Origin of the sequence: Kutzneria chonburiensis (assembly GCF_028622115.1) — a bacterium.
Taxonomy (GTDB): Bacteria; Actinomycetota; Actinomycetes; order Mycobacteriales; family Pseudonocardiaceae; genus Kutzneria; species Kutzneria chonburiensis.
Window position 1 is genome coordinate 1,496,342 of the sequence record NZ_CP097263.1, and the last position, 19,761, is coordinate 1,516,102.

The following is a 19,761-nucleotide window of genomic DNA, read 5'->3' on the forward strand; positions in this document are numbered from 1 at the left end:
CCAGGGCCAATGCCTCGACGGTCTGGTGCTGGAAGACGTCCTTGGCCGTGACGACCAGGCCGGCGGCGCGGGCCCGGGCGACCAGCTGGATGGACAGGATGGAGTCGCCGCCGAGGTGGAAGAAGCCGTCGTCGACCGACACCGTCGGCACGCCGAGCACCTCGGCGAACAGCCCGGCCAGGAGTTCCTCGCGCGGGGTGCGGGCGGCGACGCCGGAGGAGCCTGCGGTGTAGTCGGGGGCGGGCAGGGCCTTGCGGTCGATCTTGCCGTTGGGCAGCAGCGGCAGCGCGTCGAGCCGCACGTAGGCGGCCGGGACCATGTACTCGGGCAGGAGGTCCTTGACCGACTCCTGGTCGGCCTCGCCGACCACGTACGCGACGATCTTGCCGTCCAGGACGACCACCGTGGCCCGGTCGACGGTGTCCTGGTGTTCGAGGACGTTCTCGATCTCGCCGAGCTCGATGCGGAAGCCGCGGACCTTGACCTGGTGGTCGGCGCGGCCGATGTACTCCAGCTCGCCGTCGGCGGTCCAACGGGCGAGGTCGCCCGTACGGTACATGCGGGTGCCGGCCGCGCCGAAGGGGTTGGCGACGAAGCGTTCCGAGGTCAGGGCTGAGCGGTGCAGGTAGCCGCGGGCCAGGCCCGCGCCGGCGACGTACAGCTCACCGACGACGCCCGGTGCGACCGGGTTGAGCGCGGCGTCCAGGACGTACACCTGGGCGTTGACGATCGGCCGGCCGATCGGGGCGACGACTTCGCCGTGCACCGGGGCGCTCATGGTGGCGCAGACGGTGGTCTCGGTCGGACCGTAGGCGTTGATCATGCGGCGGCCCTGGGACCACTGGCCGGTCAGGGCCGGCGGGCAGGCCTCGCCGGCGACAACAAGTGTTGTCACGGAGGGCATGTCCGGCAGGACCGACAGGGCCGTCGGAGGTAACGTCACATGCGTTACTTCGGTTTCGGCGACCAGCGCGGCCATGGTCTCGCCCGGCATCACCCGCTCCGGCGGGGCGACCACCAGGCACGCCCCCGAGAGCAGGCTCATGCACAGTTCCCAGGCCGCGGCGTCGAAGCTCAGCGCGGCGAACTGCAACACCCGGCTGCCCGCCCCGACTTCGAAGGCCCGCATCTGCTGCGTGAGGAGGCTGGCGACGCCGGCATGGGTGACGACGACGCCCTTGGGGCGGCCAGTGGAGCCGGAGGTGTAGATGACGTAGGCGGAGTTGGTCGACCCAGCGCGGGCGTCCAGCGGGGCGTCGTCGAAGGCTGAAGCGTCGAGCGGCTGGTCGATCGTGAGGACCGGGGCGCAGTCTTCGAGCATGTAGGCGATGCGGTCGGCCGGGTAGGTCGGGTCGATCGGCAGGTAGGCGCCGCCGGCCTTGTGCACCGCGAGGACCGTGACCACCATGTCGATCGACCGGGGAAGTGCCACCGCGACAAAGCTTTCCGGGCCGACGTGCTGATCGATGAGCAGCCGGGCGAGCTGGTTGGAGCGACGGTCCAGCTCGGTGTAGCTCAGCTCGGTGCCCTCGAAGATCAGCGCCGGCGCGTCGGGGTTCTCGGTCACCCGACGGGCGAACAGCTCGGGCACGGTGAGCTGGGGGACGTCCTCGGTGGAGGCGTTCCAGTCGACCAGCGTCCGGTCGCGTTCGGCCGGGGTGAGCAGCTGGATGGCACTGATCGGCGCGGACGGGTCGTCGGCGGCCGCGCGCAGGACCGTGATCAGGCGCTGCACCATGAGCTCGGCCGTTGCCCGGTCGAACAGGTCGGTGGCGAACTCCAGCATGCCGGTCAGGCCGTCGGCGGACTCGCCGAGGCTGAGCGACAGGTCGAACTTGGCCACGCCGGCGTCCACCGACTCGATCTCACCGGCCAGGTCGAGCTCGGCCGCCGCGTTGTTCTGGAAGATCAGCATCGTCTGGAACAACGGGTGGTGCGACAGCGACCGGGTCGGCTGCAGGGCGTCAACCAGCCGTTCGAACGGCACGTCCTGGTTGGCGAAGGCGGCCAGGTCGGCGTCGCGGACGCGGGTCAGCAGGTCGTGGAAGGTGGGGTTGCCGCTCAGGTCGGTGCGCAGCACGACCGTGTTGACGAAGAAGCCGACCATGTCTTCCAGGGCTTCGTCGCCGCGGCCGGCGACGACCGTGCCGAGCGGAATGTCGTTGCCGGCGCCGAGCTTCTCGAACAGCACCGCCAATGCCGCCTGCACGACCATGAACAGCGTCGTGCCGGTTTCCCTGGCCAGCCCGGACAACCGCGCGTGCAGCTCGGGCTCGACCGCGACATCGACGTAATCGCCTTGGTAGCTGGCGACATTCGGCCTCGGCCGGTCGGTCGGGATCTCCAGCAGCTCCGGCAGGCCGGCCAGCTTCGCTGTCCAGTACTCGACCTGCTCGTCGATCGGCAGGTTTTGTTGCCACACGGCGTAATCCGCGTACTGGACGGGCAGCGGCTGCCAAGTCGGCTCCACGCCGTCGACCCGGGCCGTGTAGGCGGCCGAGAGGTCACGGCAGAGCGGCGCGAACGACCAGCCGTCGCTGACGATGTGGTGCACCACCAACACAAGGAGGTTGCCGTCGAACAGGGTGGCGCGGATCGGGAGGTCGGTCGTCAGCTCAAAGCCGCGCCGGGCCTCGGCTTCCGGGGTGTCAGCCGGGCCGGCGATGACCAGCGGGAGACGGGCGTCGGTCAGGATCTCCTGGCGGGGACGGCCGTCGGTGCTGGGGAAGACGGTGCAGAGCGACTCGTGCCGGGTGAGGACGTCGTTGAGGGCGGCCTCCAGGGCGGTCGGATCGACCGCGCCGGTAAATCGGATGGCCAGGGGGACGTTGTACGTGGCGTTGGGGCCTTCGAGCTGGTGCAGGAACCAGAGCCGGCGCTGGGCATGGGAAAGCGGGATCTCGGCCGGGCGCGGGCCGGCGGTGACGCGGCTGCGGGTGGCGGCTGCGTCGTCGAGACGGGCCGCGAGTTCGGCGACGGTCGGGGCCTCGAACAGGTCGCGGACCTTGGGCTCGACGTCGAGCGCCGACCGGATGCGGCCGATCAGACGGGTGGCGAGCAGGGAATGCCCGCCCAGGTCGAAGAAGCTGTCGTCGATGGTGACCCGGTCGACGGTCAGCACGGCGGCGAACAGTCCACAGAGGACTTCCTCACGGGGGTGCGCGGGGCACGGCCGGCGCCGGCCGTGAAGTCGGGGGCGGGCAGGGCCTTGCGGTCGATCTTGCCGTTGGGCAGCAGCGGCAGCGCGTCGAGCCGCACGTAGGCGGCCGGCACCATGTACTCGGGCAGCAGTTCGCGGGCGGCGGCGGGATCGGGCGTGCCGACCACGTAGGCCACGATGCGGTCGTCACGGACGACAACCGTTGCCTGCTCGACGGTGTCCTGGTGTTCGAGGACGTTCTCGATCTCGCCGAGCTCGATGCGGAAGCCGCGCAGCTTGACCTGGTGATCGGCGCGGCCGAGGTAGTCGAGCTGGCCGTCGGCGGTCCAGCGGGCAAGGTCGCCGGTGCGGTACATGCGAGTGCCGGGCGCGCCGAAGGGGTTGGCGACGAAGCGTTCCGCCGACAACGCGGAGCGGTGCAGGTAGCCGCGAGCGAGGCCCGCGCCCGCCACGTACAGCTCGCCGACGACGCCGGGGGCGACCGGCCGCAGGTAGGCGTCCAGGACGTACACCTGGGCGTTGACGATCGGGCGGCCGATCGGGGCCACGACCTCGCCGCTGACCGGCGCGCTCATGGTGGCGCACACCGTGGTCTCGGTCGGACCGTAGGCGTTGATCATGCGACGGCCCTGGGACCACTGGCCGAGCAAGGCCGGTGAGCAGGCCTCGCCGGCGACAACAAGTGTTGTCACGGAGGGCAGGTCCGGGAGCTCGGCCAGGGCGGTCGGCGGTAACGTCACATGCGTTACTTCGGTCTCGGCGACCAGCTCGGCCAGCGGTGCACCGGGCATCACCCGCTCCTGCGGGGCCAGCACGACACAGGCGCCGGAGAGCAGACCCATGCACAGTTCCCACGCGGCAGCGTCGAAGCTGAGCGCCGCGAACTGGAGGACTCGGCTGCCGACACCGACTTCGAAGGCCCGCATCTGCTGCGTCAGCAGGCTGGCGACACCGGCGTGCGTGACGACGACGCCCTTGGGGCGGCCGGTCGAACCCGAGGTGTAGATGACATAGGCCGAGTTCGTGAGTCCTGCGCGGGCGTCCAGCGGGCCGTCGTCGAAGGCTGAAGCGTCGAGCGGCTGGTCGATCGTGAGAACCGGGCCGCAGTCTTCGAGCATGTAGGCGATGCGGTCGGCCGGGTACGTCGGGTCGATCGGCAGGTACGCTCCGCCCGCCTTGTGCACGGCCAGCAACGTCACGACCATGTCGATGGACCGGGGAAGGGCCACTGCGACAAAGCTCTCCGGGCCGACATGCCTCTCGATGAGCAGCCGGGCGAGCTGGTTGGCGCGCCGGTCGAGCTCGCCGTAGCTCAACTCCGTGCCCTCGAAGATGAGCGCCCGGGCGCGGGAGTTCTCATCGACCCGAACAGCGAAGAGCTCGGGCACGGTGAGCTGGGGAACCTCCTCCGCCGACGCGTTCCACTCGACCACTGCACGCTGGCGTTCAGTGGCGTTCAACACCTGGTGTGAGCCGATACGGGCCGAGGGGTCGGCGGCGACCGCCCGGAGCACGGTCACCAAGCGGGACAACAGGTTCTGCGCCGTGGCGGCGTCGAACAGATCGGTGGCGTACTCGAGACTGCACTCGATGCCGTCGGCCGATTCACGCAGGTTGAACGACAGGTCGAACTTGGCCACGCCGGTGTCGAGATCCTCGACCGTGCCGGTGAGGCCCGGCATCTCGACCGTGCCGGCGTCGGTGCCCTGGAGGATGACCATCACCTGGAACAGCGGGTGATGGGCCAGCGAGCGCGCCGGGTTGACCCGCTCGACGACCAGCTCGAACGGCACATCCTGGTTCGCGAAGGCCGCCAGGTCGGTGTCACGGACGCGGGTCAGCAGCTCGCCGAACGTCGGGTTGCCGCTCAGGTCGGTGCGCAGCACGACCGTGTTGACGAAGAAGCCGATCAGCTCGTCCAGCGTCTCATCGGACCGGCCGGCGACCACCGTGCCCAGCGGGATGTCGGTGCCGCCGCCGAGGGCATTGAGCAGGGTTCCCAGGGCCGCCTGTATCACCATGAACAGCGTGGTTCCGTTGGCACGCGCCAGTTTCACCAGCTCTGCGTGCAGGCCGGCGTCGATGTGCTCCGTAACCGTCGAGCCGACGAAGCTCGCCGCCGGTCCACGCGGCCGGTCCAGCGGCAGTTCCAGCAGTTCCGGCGCACCGGCCAGCTGCCCCGCCCAGAAGTCCAGCTGCTCGTCCACCGGCAGCTTTCGTTGCCACAGGGCGTAATCCGCATACTGCACCGGCAGCGGCCGCCACTCCGGGACGTTGCCGCCGAGTCGGGCCCCATAGGCCTCGGACAGGTCACGCACCAGCGGCGCGAACGACCAGCCATCGGCCGCGATGTGATGCATCACCAGCGTGACCACGTGCTCAGACCCCTGCGACACAAGCGAAACCCGCAGCGGGACCTCGGCAGTCAGATCGAAGGCATATCGCTCCGGCGCGGGGTCGTCGACCAGCTCCGGCTCGTAGGCATCGAGGATGACCTGGCTGACTTCGCCGTCGACCTCGCGGAACACGGTCCGCAGCGGCTCGTGGCGGGCGGTCAGGTCGGCCAGCGCCAGCCGCAGCGCCTCGACATCGAGCGACCCGGACAGGTGCAGCGCCAGGGGAATGTTGTACGTGGCGCTGGGACCTTCGAGCTTGTGCAGGAACCACAGGCGTTGCTGCGCAAAGGAAAGCGGGAGTCGCTCGGGACGCTTGCCCCGCACCAGGGTTGGCTTGGCACCGACGGAGGCGTCCACCCGCGCGGCGAGGCCGGCGACCGTCGGGTCCTCGAACAGGGCCCGGATCGGGACATCGACATCGAACGCGGTCCGGATGCGGTTGACCAGCTTGGTCGCCAGCAGGGAATGGCCGCCGAGGTCGAAGAAGTTGTCCTCGACGCCGACCTCCGTGCCCAGGACCTCGGCGAACAGGCCGAGCAGTGACGACTCGGTGCCGGAAGCGGCGGCGCGGGAGGAGACGGTGGTGAAGACCGGGGCGGGCAGGGCCTTGCGGTCGACCTTGCCGTTGGAGTTCAGAGGCAGCACGTCGAGAGGCATGAATGCGGCGGGCACCATGTACTCGGGCAGCGCGGCGGCGACGTGGGCACGGAGGTCGGCGTCGGCGACGGGGGAGCCCACGTAGTAGGCGACGACGCGGCGGTCGCCGGCGGCGTGCTCGTAGGTGGTGACGGAAACCTGGCTGATGGCGGCATGCCCGGCCAGCACGGCCTCGATCTCGCCGAGCTCGATGCGGAAGCCGCGGATCTTGACCTGCCCGTCGCCACGGCCGACGAACTCGATCTGGCCGTCGGCGGTCCAGCGGACGAGGTCGCCGGTGCGGTACATGCGACGGCCGCCGGCGACGGCGACGAAGCGCTCGGCGGTGAGGGCCGGGCGGTTCCAGTAGCCGCGGGCGAGCCCGGCGCCGCTGAGGTAGAGCTCGCCGACCACACCGGGCGGCACCGGCTGGAGGTGCTGGTCCAGTACCGCGGCCTGCATGTTGTCCATGGCCCGGCCGATCGGCGGCACGCCGGCGAAGTCGGGGGACAGGCGCAGGTAGGTGGCGAAGGTGGTGGTCTCGGTCGGCCCGTAGACGTGGACAACAGTTGTTGTCGGGCACAGGTCCATCACGCGGCGCATGGCCGCCGGGGAGGCGAGTTCGCCGCCGGTCCACACCTCGTGCACGCCGGCGAAGGCCAGCGGCTGCTCCTCGGCGATCACGTTGAACAGCGCGGTCGTCAGGAACACGCTGGTGATCCGCTCCGACACCAGCAACGAAGCCAGCGCGGACATGTCGACCTGGCCGGCGGGGGCGACGACCACCGAGTGGCCGGCCAGCAGTGGCACCCAGACCTCGTAGGTGGCGGCGTCGAAGGCGTGCGAAGAGTGCACGAGCACCCGCCGCTGCGCCTCGCCGTGCCAGCAATGATCATCGGCCAGCGCCACGATGTCCTCGTGGGTGATGGCCACGCCCTTGGGGTTGCCGGTGGAACCCGAGGTGTACATGACGTAGGCCAGCTGCCGCGGATCGACCGTGACACCCGGGTCGGAGTCGTCGGAAGTCAGATCGGTGGCGAGGATCTCCACCACACCGTCCAAACCGGACGGACGGTCGACCAGCAGCACCGGTGCGCCGGTTTCCTCGATGACCCAGCGCATCCGCGACGACGGGTAGCTCGCGTGCAGCGGCACGTACACGCCGCCGGCCTTCAGCACGGCCAGCTCGGCGACGATCAGGTCCACCGAACGGTCCATCAGCACCGCGACCGGCGTCTCGACCCCGACCCCGGCAGCGATCAGCCTGTGCGCCAACCGGTTGGCCCGAAGGTCCAGCTCACGGTAGGTCAAGGCGTCGACCACGGCCACCGCGTCGGGAGTCCGGGCGACCTGCTCGGCGAACCGGCTCAGAACTGAACCGTCCGGTACAGCGCGGATCGTGTCGTTCCACGCCGCGAGGTCCCGCTCCTCCGCGGCCGTCAGCAGCGGCAACGCGCTCAGACGCACGTCCGCGTTGTCAGCGACAGCCGTGAGGAGGGCGACGAAGCGATCGACCAAAGTCTGAGCGCCGGCCGGGGTGAACAGGTCGACGGCGTAGTCCAGGTCGCAGACCAGCCCGACGGCGGTCTCCTGCATGCTGAACGACAGGTCGAACTTGGCCGCGCCGGCCCCGATCAGCTCCACCGACACGTCAAGCCCCGGCAGCGACGCGGTCAGCTCGCCCGGCTTCTCGAACGTCAGCGCCACCTGGAACAGAGGGTGGTGGCCCAGCGACCGCGTCGGGTTGAGCAGCTCGACCAGCCGGTCGAAGGCAACGTCCTGGTGGTCGAACGCGGCCAGGTTGGTCTGCCGCACCCGGTCCAGCAGCTCGACGAACAGCGGATCACCGGACAGGTCGTTGCGCAGCACGACCGTGTTGATGAAGAACCCGACGAGGTCGTCAAGGGCCTCGTCGTCACGGCCGGCGACCGGCGTCCCGATCGGCACGTCGACATCGCCGCCCAGCCGCCCGAGCAGCGTCGCCAACGCGGCCTGGGCGACCATGAACACCGTGGTGTCGGTCCGCTTGGCCAGCTCCGCCAACCGACCTTGCACGTCAGCCGGGATCGTGAAGTCGAGCGTCGCGCCCCGGTAGGACGCCGTCGCCGGGCGCGACTTGTCCAGCGGCAGCTGGAGCAGCTCCGGCAGGTCGACCAACTGCCTGCGCCAGAAGGAAAGCTGTTCGGTGAGCAGGCTGTCCGGGTCGTCCTCGGACCCGAGCACCTCGGCCTTCCACAGCGTGTAGTCCGTGTACTGCACCGGCAACGGCTCGAACGCCGGCTCGCTGCCGGCAACCCGTGCCGTGTAAGCGAAAGACAGGTCGTTGCACAGCGGGCCCATGGACCAGCCGTCGGCCACGATGTGGTGCATCACGAGCATCAGCACGTGCCGCTCGGGTGCGACCCGGAACAGGCTGGCCCGCAACGGAGTCTCGGCCAGCAGATCGAACTTGTGCCGGGCGGCGGCTTCCATCGCCGCCGTCACGTTCGACACAGGCTGCGCCTCAAGCGAGACCGATACGTCCACAACGGACTGAACGGGATTGCCTTCTACCTCAGGGTAAACAGTCCGCAACGACGAGTGCCGTTGCACGACGTCGTTCAGCGCGGACCGCAGCGCCGGCACATCCAGCGGACCGGACATGCGCAGCACCAAGGGAATGTTGTACGTGGCGCTCGGGCCCTCAAGGCGGTGCAGGAACCACAGCCGCCGCTGGGCGTGGGACAGCGGAATCACAACGCCTCCTGGGTGCGCGGCCGCAGCGCGGGCCGGGCCTTCGCGGGCTTGGTCAGGCGCGCCGCCACCGCCTCCGGGGTCGGCTGGTCGAACAGGGCGCGCAGGGAGAGCTCGGCGCCGAGGTCGGCGCGGATCCGGCTGATCAGCCGGGTGGCCAGCAGCGAATGGCCGCCGAGGTCGAAGAAGTTGTCCTCCACCCCGACCGAGGGCAGCCCGAGCACGTCCGCGAACAGCGCGCACACCGTGCGCTCGCGGTCGTCCCGCGGCTCCCGGCTGCTCGCCTGGACGGCGTAATCGGGCGCTGGCAACGACTTCCGGTCCAGCTTGCGGTTCGCGGTCAGCGGCAGCACGTCCAGCCGCACGAACGCTGCCGGCACCATGTACTCCGGCAGCGCGTCGGCCACGTGCTTGCGCAGCACGTCCAGGTCCGCGTCGCCCACGACGTAGGCCACCAGCCGCTTGTCGCCGGGCTGGTCCTCGCGGACGATCACCGCCGCGTGCCGGACGTCCGGATGGGTGCCGATGCAGCCCTCGATCTCGCCCAGTTCGATGCGGAACCCCCGCACCTTGACCTGGTCGTCGACCCGGGCGATGAACTCCAGGTTGCCGTCGGTGCGCCACCGCCCGAGGTCGCCGGACCGGTACATCCGGCTGCCGGGCGGCCCGAACGGATCGGCGACGAACTTCGTCGCGGTCAGCCCGCGCCGGTTGTGGTAGCCGCGGGTGACCAGGTCGCCGGCGATGTAGAGCTCGCCCTGCACGCCCGGCGGCACCGGCCGCAAAGCCTTGTCCAGCACGTACATCCGGGTGTTCCAGATCGGCTTGCCGATGGTCACCACGCCGGCCCGCACCTCGTCGCCCGGCTCGATCCGGTACTCGGTGCAGCCGACCGTGGTCTCGGTCGGCCCGTACTCGTTGACCACGGTCGTCGATGGGAAGCGCGCCCGCCACTGGTCCAGCACCTCGCCCATCAGCGACTCGCCGCCCAGCACCAGCTGCTCGGTGGGGGAGAAGGCATCCGGCAGGTTCAGCAGCAGCGGCAGGTGGCTCGGCGTGGCCTTGACGAAGGTCGGCTGCTGCGCCACCTGGCCCGCGTCGGCCGACCGGTCCAGGTCGACGATGGTGACGCAGCCGCCGGAGGTCAGCGTGGAGAACAGGCCGGTGACCGTGAGGTCGAACGACACCGGCGAGTGCACCAGCGACCGGCCGCCGACGCCGGGGTACGCCGACCGCGTCCACGACAGGTACTGGTTGAGCGAATCGTGTTGCACGACAACGCCCTTGGGACGGCCGGTCGACCCGGACGTGAAGATCACGAAGGCGGCATTGCCCGGCAACAAAGGAGAAACCGGGTTTTCGATTGGCCCTTCCAAGGCCGGCAACGAGGTCAGCGTCAGCACGGGGGAGACGTCGGAGACCATGAACTCCAGGCGGTCCGCCGGATACGACGGGTCGAGCGGGAGGTATGCGCCGCCGGCCTTGAGAATGCCCAGCAGGGCCACCACGAGATCGGTCGAGCGTGGCATCTTGACCGCGACGAACTTCTCCGGCCCGACGCCCTGCTCGCGGAGCATCGAGGCCAGCTGGTTGGCCCGGGCGTTGAGCTCGGAGTAGGTCAGCGCCGAGTCTCCGAAAACCACGGCCTTGGCCGAAGGCGTTGCCGCCACTTGACGTTCGAACGACTCGACCAGCGTCGCCGACGGCACGTCACGGCCGAAGTCGTTCCACTCCTCGATCACCCGGCGACGCTCGGCCGACTCCAGCAGGTCCAGCGACCCGATCGGTCGAGTCGGATCGGCGACCACCGCCTCCAACACGCGAACCAGCCGGCGCGCCACCGAAGCGGCGGTTGACGGGTCCATGAGGTCGGTGGCGAACTCGACCTCGCCCTCCAGCCCGGCGGGCAGGCCGGTGAGGCTGGGCACCTCGCGGATGTTGAACGACAGGTCGAACTTGGAGATGCCGGTGTTGGCCTCGCCGATCTCCACCTGCACACCGGGCAGCGACAGCGTGGCGTCGCTGTTGTTCTGGTACGTCAACATGACCTGGTACAGCGGGGCGTGCGACAGCGACCGGGTCGGGTTGACCAGCTCGACCAGGCGCTCGAACGGCACCTCCTGGTTGGCGTACGCGGCCAGGCTGGTCTCCCGCACCCGGCGCAGCAGCTCGGTGAACGACGGGTCGCCGGAGGTGTCGTTGCGCATCACCAGCGTGTTCACGAAGAAGCCGACCAGGTCGTCCAGCGCGGCGTCGGTGCGGCCGGCGACGGCGGTGCCGATCGGGATGTCCTCGCCGCCGCCCAACGCCGTCAGCAGCACGGCCATCGCCGCCTCGACGACCATGAACACCGTGGTGTCGGTGTCATGGGCCAGCTTCACCATCGCCTGGTGGATCTTGGCGTCGACGGTGAACGGCAGCAGGTCGCCGCGATAGGTGGCAACCGCCGGGCGCGGCCGGTCGGCCGGCACGGTCACCAGCTCCGGCAGGCCCTTGAGCTGCTCCTTCCAGTGCTCCAGCTGACGGGTGACAAGGCTGTTGCCGTCCCGCTCGGAGCCGAGCACGTCCTGCTGCCACAGGGCGAAGTCCGGGTACTGCACCGGCAGCGGCTCGAACGCCGGTGGGTTGCCGGAAAGCCTTGCGGTGTAGGCGGTTTCGAGGTCACGGCAGAGCGGCGCCCACGACCAGCCGTCGCTGACGATGTGGTGCATGAGCATCAGCAGCACGTGCTCGGTCGGCGAGGCGGCGAACAGCGTGATCCGCACCGGTGCCCCGGCAGCGAGATCGAAGCCGTACTTCGCTTCCGCCACCACGACTTCGTCGATGTCTGAGGTCTCGACGACGTGCATCGGCGTGGTCTGCGGCAGCACCACCTGGTGCGGCTCGCCGTCGGTCTCGGCGAAGGCCGTGCGCAGCGATTCGTGCCGCCACAACACGTCGTCGATCGCCGCCGCCAGGGCATCCCGGTCGATGGGGCCGGTCAGCCGGAGCGTCATCGACACGTTGTAGGTCGAGCTCGGGCCTTCCATGCGGTGCAGGAACCACAGCCGCTTCTGTGCGAATGACAACGGAATCCGTTGCGGGCGCTCGGTCACGGCGGTCACCGCGGTGCGGGCCGGGGCCGCGACTTCGGTGCGGCGGGCCAGTTCGGTGACGGTCGGGGCCTCGAACAGGTTGCGGATCTCGAACTCGACGCCGAACACCGCCCGCAGCCGACTGATCAGGCGGGTGGCCAGCAGCGAGTGCCCGCCGAGGTCGAAGAAGTTGTCGTCGACGCCGACCGTGGACAGGCCGAGGACCTCGGCGAACAGGCCGCAGAGGATCTCCTCGCGTGGGGTGCGCGGTGCCTTGCCCGAGGAGGTGATGGTGTAGTCGGGGGCGGGCAGCGCGGCCCGGTCGAGCTTGCCGTTGCGGGTCAGCGGCAACGAGTTCATCATCACGACCGCCGACGGCACCATGAAGTCCGGCAGCTCGTCGGCCAGGTACGACCGCAGCGCCTGGGTCAGCGCGCCGGCCGACCGCGAACGGCCGGGGTCGTTGGCGTACCGCGACGGGTCGAACTCGCCGCCGCGACCGACGAACACACCGGCCAGATCGACATCCTCCCGCACGTAGAGCACGTCCAGCTCGCCGTCGGAACCGGTGCCCGACCACGTGATCACGGCATTGCCCAGCACGTGGAAGTCCTCGGGATCGGGGACGTTCGCCTCGGTGAGCAGGCTGCGGGCGACCGCGACACCGGAACCCTGTTCCAGGGCACGCATCGCGGCGACCTCGCCGGCGATCCGTCCATTCGGGACACCGGTGATCCGCAGCGGGCCGTCGACCTTGATCTCGGCCAGCTCGGTGATGTCACGGCCCCAGCGCAGTGTGGGAACGTCCGAAACGGACAGTGCGGAGCCCTTGCGCAGCACGGCGTCGTAACGGTAGCGGCTGAGCTCGTTGTGGAACCGGCCCCGCTTCAACCGCACGTCCACCGACTCGAAGCCCGGGACGGCCTCGCCGATGCGGGCGAAGAACTGCGGATCGACGGTGAGTTCGTTCTCCAGCAACAGGTCCTGCTCCACCGCCCGGCGCAGCACCGATGCCGGCACGTCGTCGTCGGCCTTGGTGAGCTCGATGGCCGTGGAGAAATGCCGCAGCAGCCGGTGGTTGCGGACGTCGCCGGCGAACACCACACCACCCTGCACCAGCAGGTCGGCGCAGTTGCGCAGGACGTCGAGGAGGTAGTCGATGCCGGGGAAGTACTGCAACACCGAGTTGATGATGATCGTGTCGAAGTAGCCGGTCGGCAGCCCGTCGACCACGTTCGCCGGCTGGGCCCGCAGCCGCACCCGGGAGGCGAAGTCGTGGCGGTCGACCTCGCCGCGCAGGGTCTCGATCACCACGGACGAGAAGTCGGTGCCCCAGTAGGAATCCACGTGCGGCGCGAGCTGGGACAGCAGCAGGCCGGAGCCGACGCCAATCTCCAGCACCCGCCGCGGCCGCAGTGACCGGATCCGCTCCACGGTCGCCGCCTGCCACTCCCGCATCTGCTCCAACGGGATGGGCTGCTCGTCGTAGCTGCTGTGCCAGCCGGCGAAGTTCTCGCCGAACCCGGAGCGGCCGGCGCTGTCGCTGTACAGGTTCTCGTACAGCTTCTGCCACTCGTCCACGTGCTCGTCGGCGTGGTCCTCGTCGGTGGACGCCGGCACGGCGTAGGCGACCAGGCGCTTGTCGCCGGGCTGGTCCTCGCGCACGACCACGGCCGAGCGGGCGACCGCCGGGTGCGCCGACAGCACGGTCTCGACCTCGCCGAGCTCGATGCGGAAGCCACGGACCTTGACCTGGTCGTCGTCACGGCCGACGAACTCCACGGTCCCGTCGGCCCGCCATCGGGCCAGGTCGCCGGTCAGGTACATGCGGCCGTCGCCGAACGGGTCGGCCACGAAACGCTCGGCCGTCAGGCGCGGGGCGTCGAGGTAGCCGCGGGCCAGGCCGGTGCCGGCGATGCACAGCTCGCCGACCACGCCGATCGGCACTGGACGCAGACGTGCATCCAGGATGTACACCCGCATGTTGTCCAGCGGCCGGCCGATCGGGACGATCGTCGGCACGGCATCGGCGGACCGCATGATGTGGTGCGTGGCGAAGGTCGTGGTCTCGGTGGGGCCGTAGCCGTCGACGACGGTCAGACCGGGGCAGCGTTCCATCACGCGCCGCACCGAGGCCGCCGGCACGACGTCGCCGCCGGTCCAGACCTCGCGGACGTCGGCGAAACAGGTCGGGGCCTCGTCGGCCAGCAGCCGGAACAGGCCGGCGGTCAGCCACAGGCCGGTGATCCGGTGGTCGACGATCACCCGCTCCAGGGCGGTGTGGTCGAGCTCGCCGGGCGGGGCGATCACCAGCTGCCCGCCGGACAGGAGCGGCACCCACAGCTCGTAGGTAGCGGCGTCGAACGCCAGCGTCGAGTGCAGCAGTACACGCTCGTGGGCCCCGCTGCGGAAGGCGCGTTCCCGGGCCAGGTCGACGACGTTGCGATGGGTCACGGCGACGCCCTTGGGCGTGCCGGTCGACCCCGAGGTGTACATCAGGTAGGCCAGCTGGTCCGGGTGGATCCGCACGTCAGGCCGCTCGTTGCTGACAACATCTGTTGTCACGACGGCCGTGCACCCGGCCGGCAGCAGGGCGGCGCCGGCGGCGTCGACCAGGGCCAGCGTGGCCCCGCTCTCGCGGACGATCGCCTCCACGCGGGAGGCCGGGTAGCGCACGTCCAGCGGCAGATAGCTGCCGCCGGCCTTGAGCACGGCCAGAATGGCGACCACGGCGTCGACCGACCGCTCCTGGAGCACGATTACCGGGGTCTCGGCGGTGACTTCCAGGGCCAGGCCGTTGGCCCGGCGGTCCAGCTCGGCGTAGCTGATCTCCACCTCGCCGGCGACCAGCGCGATTGCGTCGGGGGTGCGGTCGACCTGGGCGTGGAACAGCTCGACGATGGACGCGTCGGGGGCGTGTACAGCCGTGTTGTTCCAGGTGTTCAGTACGAGTGAACGCTCGGCATCGTCGAGCAGGTCCAGGTCGTCCAGGGCGATCGACGGGTTGTCCGCGACCTGGGACAGCAGGCGGACGAGGCGGTTGGCCAGGCGCTCGACGGTCTCGCGGTCGTACAGGTCGGTGGCGTACTCCAGGTCCACGCGCAGGCCGCCGGCCCGTTCAACCACACTGAAGTACAGGTCGAAGCGGGCGACGTCGGCCGCGGCATCGGCCAGCTCGGCGCGCAGGCCCGGGAAGTCCAGCGTCGCCGAGGCGTTGTTCTGGAACGCCAGCATGACCTGGAACAGCGGGTGGTGCGAGAGCGACCGCACCGGGTTGATCTGCTCCACCACGCGCTCGAACGGCACGTCCTGGTTGGCGTACGCGGCCAGGGCGTTGGTCCGTACGCGGCCGAGCAGGTCGGCGAAGGTGGGGTTGCCGCTGGTGTCGGCCCGCAGCACCAGCGTGTTGACGAAGAAGCCGACCAGGTCGTCCAGGGCCGAGTCGGTGCGGCCGGCGACGACCGTGCCCAACGGCAGGTCGGTGCCCGCGCCGAGCCGCGTGAGCAGGGCGGCCAGGGCCGCGTGCACGACCATGAACAGCGTGCCGTTGGCCTCGCGGGCGAGGGCGCCCAGCCGCTCGCACAGCTCGGCGTCGATGCCGAACTCGACGATGTCGCCACGGTAGGAGGCGACGGTCGGCCGGGGGCGGTCGGTGGGCAGCGGCAGCAGCTCCGGGGCACCGTCCAAAGCGGACACCCAGTGGTCCAGCTGGGCGCGGATGGCGCTGGTGGGGTCGTCCTCGCTACCGAGCAGCTCCTGCTGCCACAGCGTGTAATCCGCGTACTGCACGGCCAGCGCCTCTTGGGTCCGTCCCGCGTAGCGGTCGGCGAGATCGGCGCACAGCGGCGCCTGCGACCAGCCGTCACTGGCGATGTGGTGCGCCAGCAGGAGAAGGGTGTAGTCCTGAGCCGAGGACTTGAACAGCGTCACCCGGAACGGCAGGTCGGTCGACAGCTCGAACTCGTGCCGGACAGCGGCCTTCAGCGCCTCGTCCAGGTTCGCCGGCTCGACCACCTCGAAGGGGATGGGCGTGTGCACGATCTGCTGGTACGGCCGGCCGTCGGCCTCGGGGAAGATCGTGCGCAGCGACTCGTGCCGGTCGGCGACCTCGTTCACCGCCCGCCGCAACGCTTCCACGTCGACCTCGCCGGACAGCTTCAGCACCGTCGGCAGGTTGTACGTGGGGCTGGGGCCCTCCAGCCGGTGGAGGAACCAGAGCCGTTGCTGCGCATAGGAAAGCGGCACCCGATCCGGACGCTCACGGCGCTCCAGCTGGGCCCGGGCCGCAGCTGCCTCATCGAGGCGACAAGCCAGCTGAGCCACCGTCGGGGCGTCGAACAGCATGGCGATCGGGACCTCGACGCCGAGCTCGGTGCGCAGGCGGCTGATCAGCTTCGTGGCCAGCAGCGAGTGTCCGCCGGCCTCGAAGAAGCCGTCGTCGATCGACACCGTGTCCAGACCGAGAACCTCGCTGAACAGCGCGCACAGCGTCACTTCACGCTCGGTCCGCGGGGCGCGGCCGGCGCTCACGAAACGCGGCGCGGGCAGAGCCTTGCGGTCGATCTTGCCGTTGGGCGTGAGCGGGAACTCGGCCAGCTCGACGAAGATCGCCGGGACCATGTACTCGGGCAGGGTCTTCGCGACATGTTCGCGCACACCGTCAGCCGCGCCAACGACGTAACCGACGAGACGCTCGTCGCGGACGACCACGACGGCCCGCTCCACCGCCGGATGCGACTCGGCGGCGGCCTGGATCTCGCCCAGCTCGATGCGGAACCCACGAAGCTTGACCTGCTCGTCCACTCGGCCGAGGTACTCCAGCTCGCCGTCCGCGTTCCATCGGGCCAGGTCACCGGTGCGGTACATACGGGTACCGGCGTCGCCGTGCGGATCGGCGACGAAACGCTGCGCGGTCAGCTCCGGCCGGCCGAAGTAGCCGCGGGCCACGCCGTCGCCGGCGATGTACAGCTCGCCGATCTCACCCGCCGGCAGCTCGGCCAACGCGTCGCCGAGCACCCGGACTTCCTGGTTGCGCAGCGGCTTTCCGATGGTCACGGCGGCATCGGTCACGGGCGACGCCGTGGACCAGATGGTGGTCTCGGTCGGCCCGTAGAGGTTGACAACAGATGTTGTCAACGCCGCCATCTTCGCCGCCAGCACACCCGGCAGCGCCTCGCCGCCGACCAACATCCGCAGTCCACGCAGCCGTTCAGGGTGGCTGGACACCAGCGCCTGCCACAGCGACGGCGTCGCCTGCATGACCGTCACGCCCTCGGCGGCGATCAGGGACGTCAGCGCCGCCGGGTCACGGACCTCGGCCTCGGTGGCGATCACAACCCGGCCGCCGTGCAGCAGCGGGAGGTACATCTCAAGCCCGGCGATGTCGAAGGCGATCGTGGTGACGGCCAGCAGCGTGTCGGCCGGGGTGAGCGGGGCGTGCTCGGCGACACCGTCGAGGAAGTTGACCAGGTTGGCGTGCGTGACCGCGACGCCCTTCGGTCGGCCGGTCGACCCGGACGTGTAGATGACGTATGCGATGTCGGAGTCCAGCTGAATGTCCTCAGAGGACAGACCGGCTGCGGCGGCCAGCTCGCCGCCGACCAGCTTCGTCACCGCGTGGGCGTCGTTGAGGACGTACTCGATCCGGTCGGCCGGATAGGTCGGATCCACCGGCAGATAGGCCGCACCCGTCTTCTGCACGGCCAACAGCGCGACCAGCAGCTCCACCGACCGCCGTTGCGCCACCGCCACGACCCGGCCCGGGCCCGCGCCACGGGTGATCAGCAGCCGGGCCAACCGGTTGGCCGCCGCGTTCAGCTCCGCGTAGCTGAGCCGCTCGGGACCGCAGACCACGGCGGTCGCGTCCGGCGTGCCGGCCGCCCGCGCTGCCACCAGCCGCGAGACCAGGTCTTCCATGCCGATCGACTCCTCAGGTGTGCGAAAGAACGGGTTTCGGTGTGACGCTGAGCGGGACTCGCGGGGGTGGGGGTTAGGTGCGGTTGCGGTAGCGCAGCACGGCCAAGGGGGCGAACACGGCCATCAGGCCGACGCTCCACGCGATCGCGCCCAGCGCGGAGCCGGCGACCGGGCCGCCGACCAGCAGGCCGCGGCAGGCGTCGGTGACCAGGGTGGTCGGGTTGACCGCGACGAACGCCTGCAACCAACCGGGCATGGTGTCCGGCGGGGCGAAGATGGAGCTGCCGAACTGGAGCGGGATCATCCACAGGAAGCCGACCGTGGACACCACCTGGGCGTTCTTCACGCTCAGCCCGACAAAAGCCGACACCCAGCACAGCGCGGTGCCGTACAGCAGGAGCAGGGCGAACGCGCCGAGCACGGCGACCGGATTCGTGTGCACGCGGAAGCCGACGACGAAAGCGAAGGCCAGCATGACCAGTTGTCCCAACAACAATCGGCAGACGTCCGAGCCGATGCGACCGGCCAGCACGGCGGCGCGGGAGATGGGCAGCGACCGGAAGCGGTCCATCACGCCCTGGCCGAAGTCGGTGTTCAGGCCGATACCCGTGACCGTGGAGGCGAAAGACGCGGTCTGCACCATGATCCCGGGCAGCAGGTACTCCCGGTAGTCCAGGTGGTCGCCGCCGATCGCGCCGCCGAGCACGTACAGGAACACCAGGGTGAACACGATGGGCATCACCGTGGCATCCAGCAGCTGCTCGGGATCGTTGCGGATGTGCACCAGGTTGCGCCGGCAGATGGCCAGCGAGTGCCGCAGGGTGGACGCCGTCATGCCGACCTCTTCGTGAACGTCAGGAAGACCTCGTCCAGGCTGGGCAGCCTGGTCTCGATCTCGGCGATGGTCAGGCCGAGCCCGCCGATCACACGCAGCGCGGCGGTCAGCCACTGCTCGTCGGCCATGGGCAGGGACAGCCGGCCGGCCGGCTCATCCGTGACCGCCGCGCCCAAACCCGCGTCGGCCAAGGCTTTTGCCGCGTCCGTGACCTCGTCGGGCCGCTCCATCCGCACGTGCAGCACGCGGCCGCCGACGCGGGCCCGCAGCTGGTCGGGCGTGCCGCCGGTGACCACGCGGCCGTGGTCGATCACCACCACCCGGTCGGCCAGCGCCTCGGCTTCCTCCATGTACTGCGTGGTCAGCAGCACGGTCGAGCCACCGGCCACAAAGGACCGAACCTCGTCCCACAAGTCGTTGCGGCTGCGGGGGTCCAGCCCGGTCGTCGGCTCATCCAGGAACAACACCTTGGGATTGCCGACCAGACTCGCGGCCAGATCGAGCCGTCGGCGCATGCCGCCGGAGTAGCCCCGCGCCGGCCGGGACGCGGCGGCGGTCAGGGCGAAGCGTTCCAACAGCTCGTCCGCGCGGGCCTTCGCCCTGCGTGCGGACAGATCCAGCAGCCGGCCGATCAGGTACAGGTTCTCGCGGCCGGAGATGTTCTCGTCCACCGAGGCGTACTGCCCGGTCAGGCCGATCAGCCGGCGCACCTCGTTGGCCTGCGCCACCACGTCGTAACCGCCGACGAAGGCCCGTCCGGCATCGGGCCGCACCAGCGTCGCCAGCGTGCGGACCGTGGTCGTCTTGCCGGCGCCGTTGGGGCCGAGCAGGCCCAGCACGGTGCCCGCTTCGACCTCCAGGTCGACGCCGTCCAGCGCCCTGGTGTCGCCGAAGCGCTTGGCCAGGCCCTCGACGCGGATGGCAGCTGTCATAACACGGGACGCTAGAGAATCGCCTTATCGGCCAGATATCGACGCGGCGATGTCCGTCCACAGGGGAGTCACGGCGAAA

General features: G+C 70.1%; 3 protein-coding genes and 2 pseudogenes. All 5 read right to left on the reverse strand.

What is annotated here, in order from left to right:
- Nucleotides 1-61 precede the first annotated feature (61 nt).
- Nucleotides 62-4,623: pseudogene (locus M3Q35_RS49135) on the reverse strand (amino acid adenylation domain-containing protein); the annotation flags it as partial.
- A pseudogene (locus M3Q35_RS07130) lies at nt 4,612-8,928 on the reverse strand (amino acid adenylation domain-containing protein); the annotation flags it as partial. The pseudogenes M3Q35_RS49135 and M3Q35_RS07130, both read right to left, overlap by 12 nt.
- The gene (locus tag M3Q35_RS07135) at nt 8,925-17,915 is read right to left on the reverse strand and encodes a non-ribosomal peptide synthetase (protein WP_273940850.1); all 8,991 of its coding nucleotides are present in this window, start codon (nt 17,913-17,915) and stop codon (nt 8,925-8,927) included. The gene M3Q35_RS07135 and the pseudogene M3Q35_RS07130, both read right to left, overlap by 4 nt.
- 73 nt (nt 17,916-17,988) lie before the next feature.
- Entirely contained in the window at nt 17,989-18,750 is a 762-nt protein-coding gene (locus tag M3Q35_RS07140) for an ABC transporter permease (protein WP_273940851.1), read from the reverse strand.
- Entirely contained in the window at nt 18,747-19,682 is a 936-nt protein-coding gene (locus tag M3Q35_RS07145) for an ATP-binding cassette domain-containing protein (protein ID WP_273940852.1), read from the reverse strand. The genes M3Q35_RS07140 and M3Q35_RS07145 overlap by 4 nt, the downstream gene beginning before the upstream one ends.
- Between the last annotated feature and the right edge of the window lie 79 nt (nt 19,683-19,761).

Bases quoted from the DNA above. Each gene is read 5' to 3' on its own strand.
- M3Q35_RS07135 (WP_273940850.1), bottom strand. From the start codon at position 17,915: ATGGAAGACCTGGTCTCGCGGCTGGTGGCAGCGCGGGCGGCCGGCACG.
- M3Q35_RS07140 (WP_273940851.1), bottom strand. From the start codon at position 18,750: ATGACGGCGTCCACCCTGCGGCACTCGCTGGCCATCTGCCGGCGCAAC.
- M3Q35_RS07145 (WP_273940852.1), bottom strand. From the start codon at position 19,682: ATGACAGCTGCCATCCGCGTCGAGGGCCTGGCCAAGCGCTTCGGCGAC.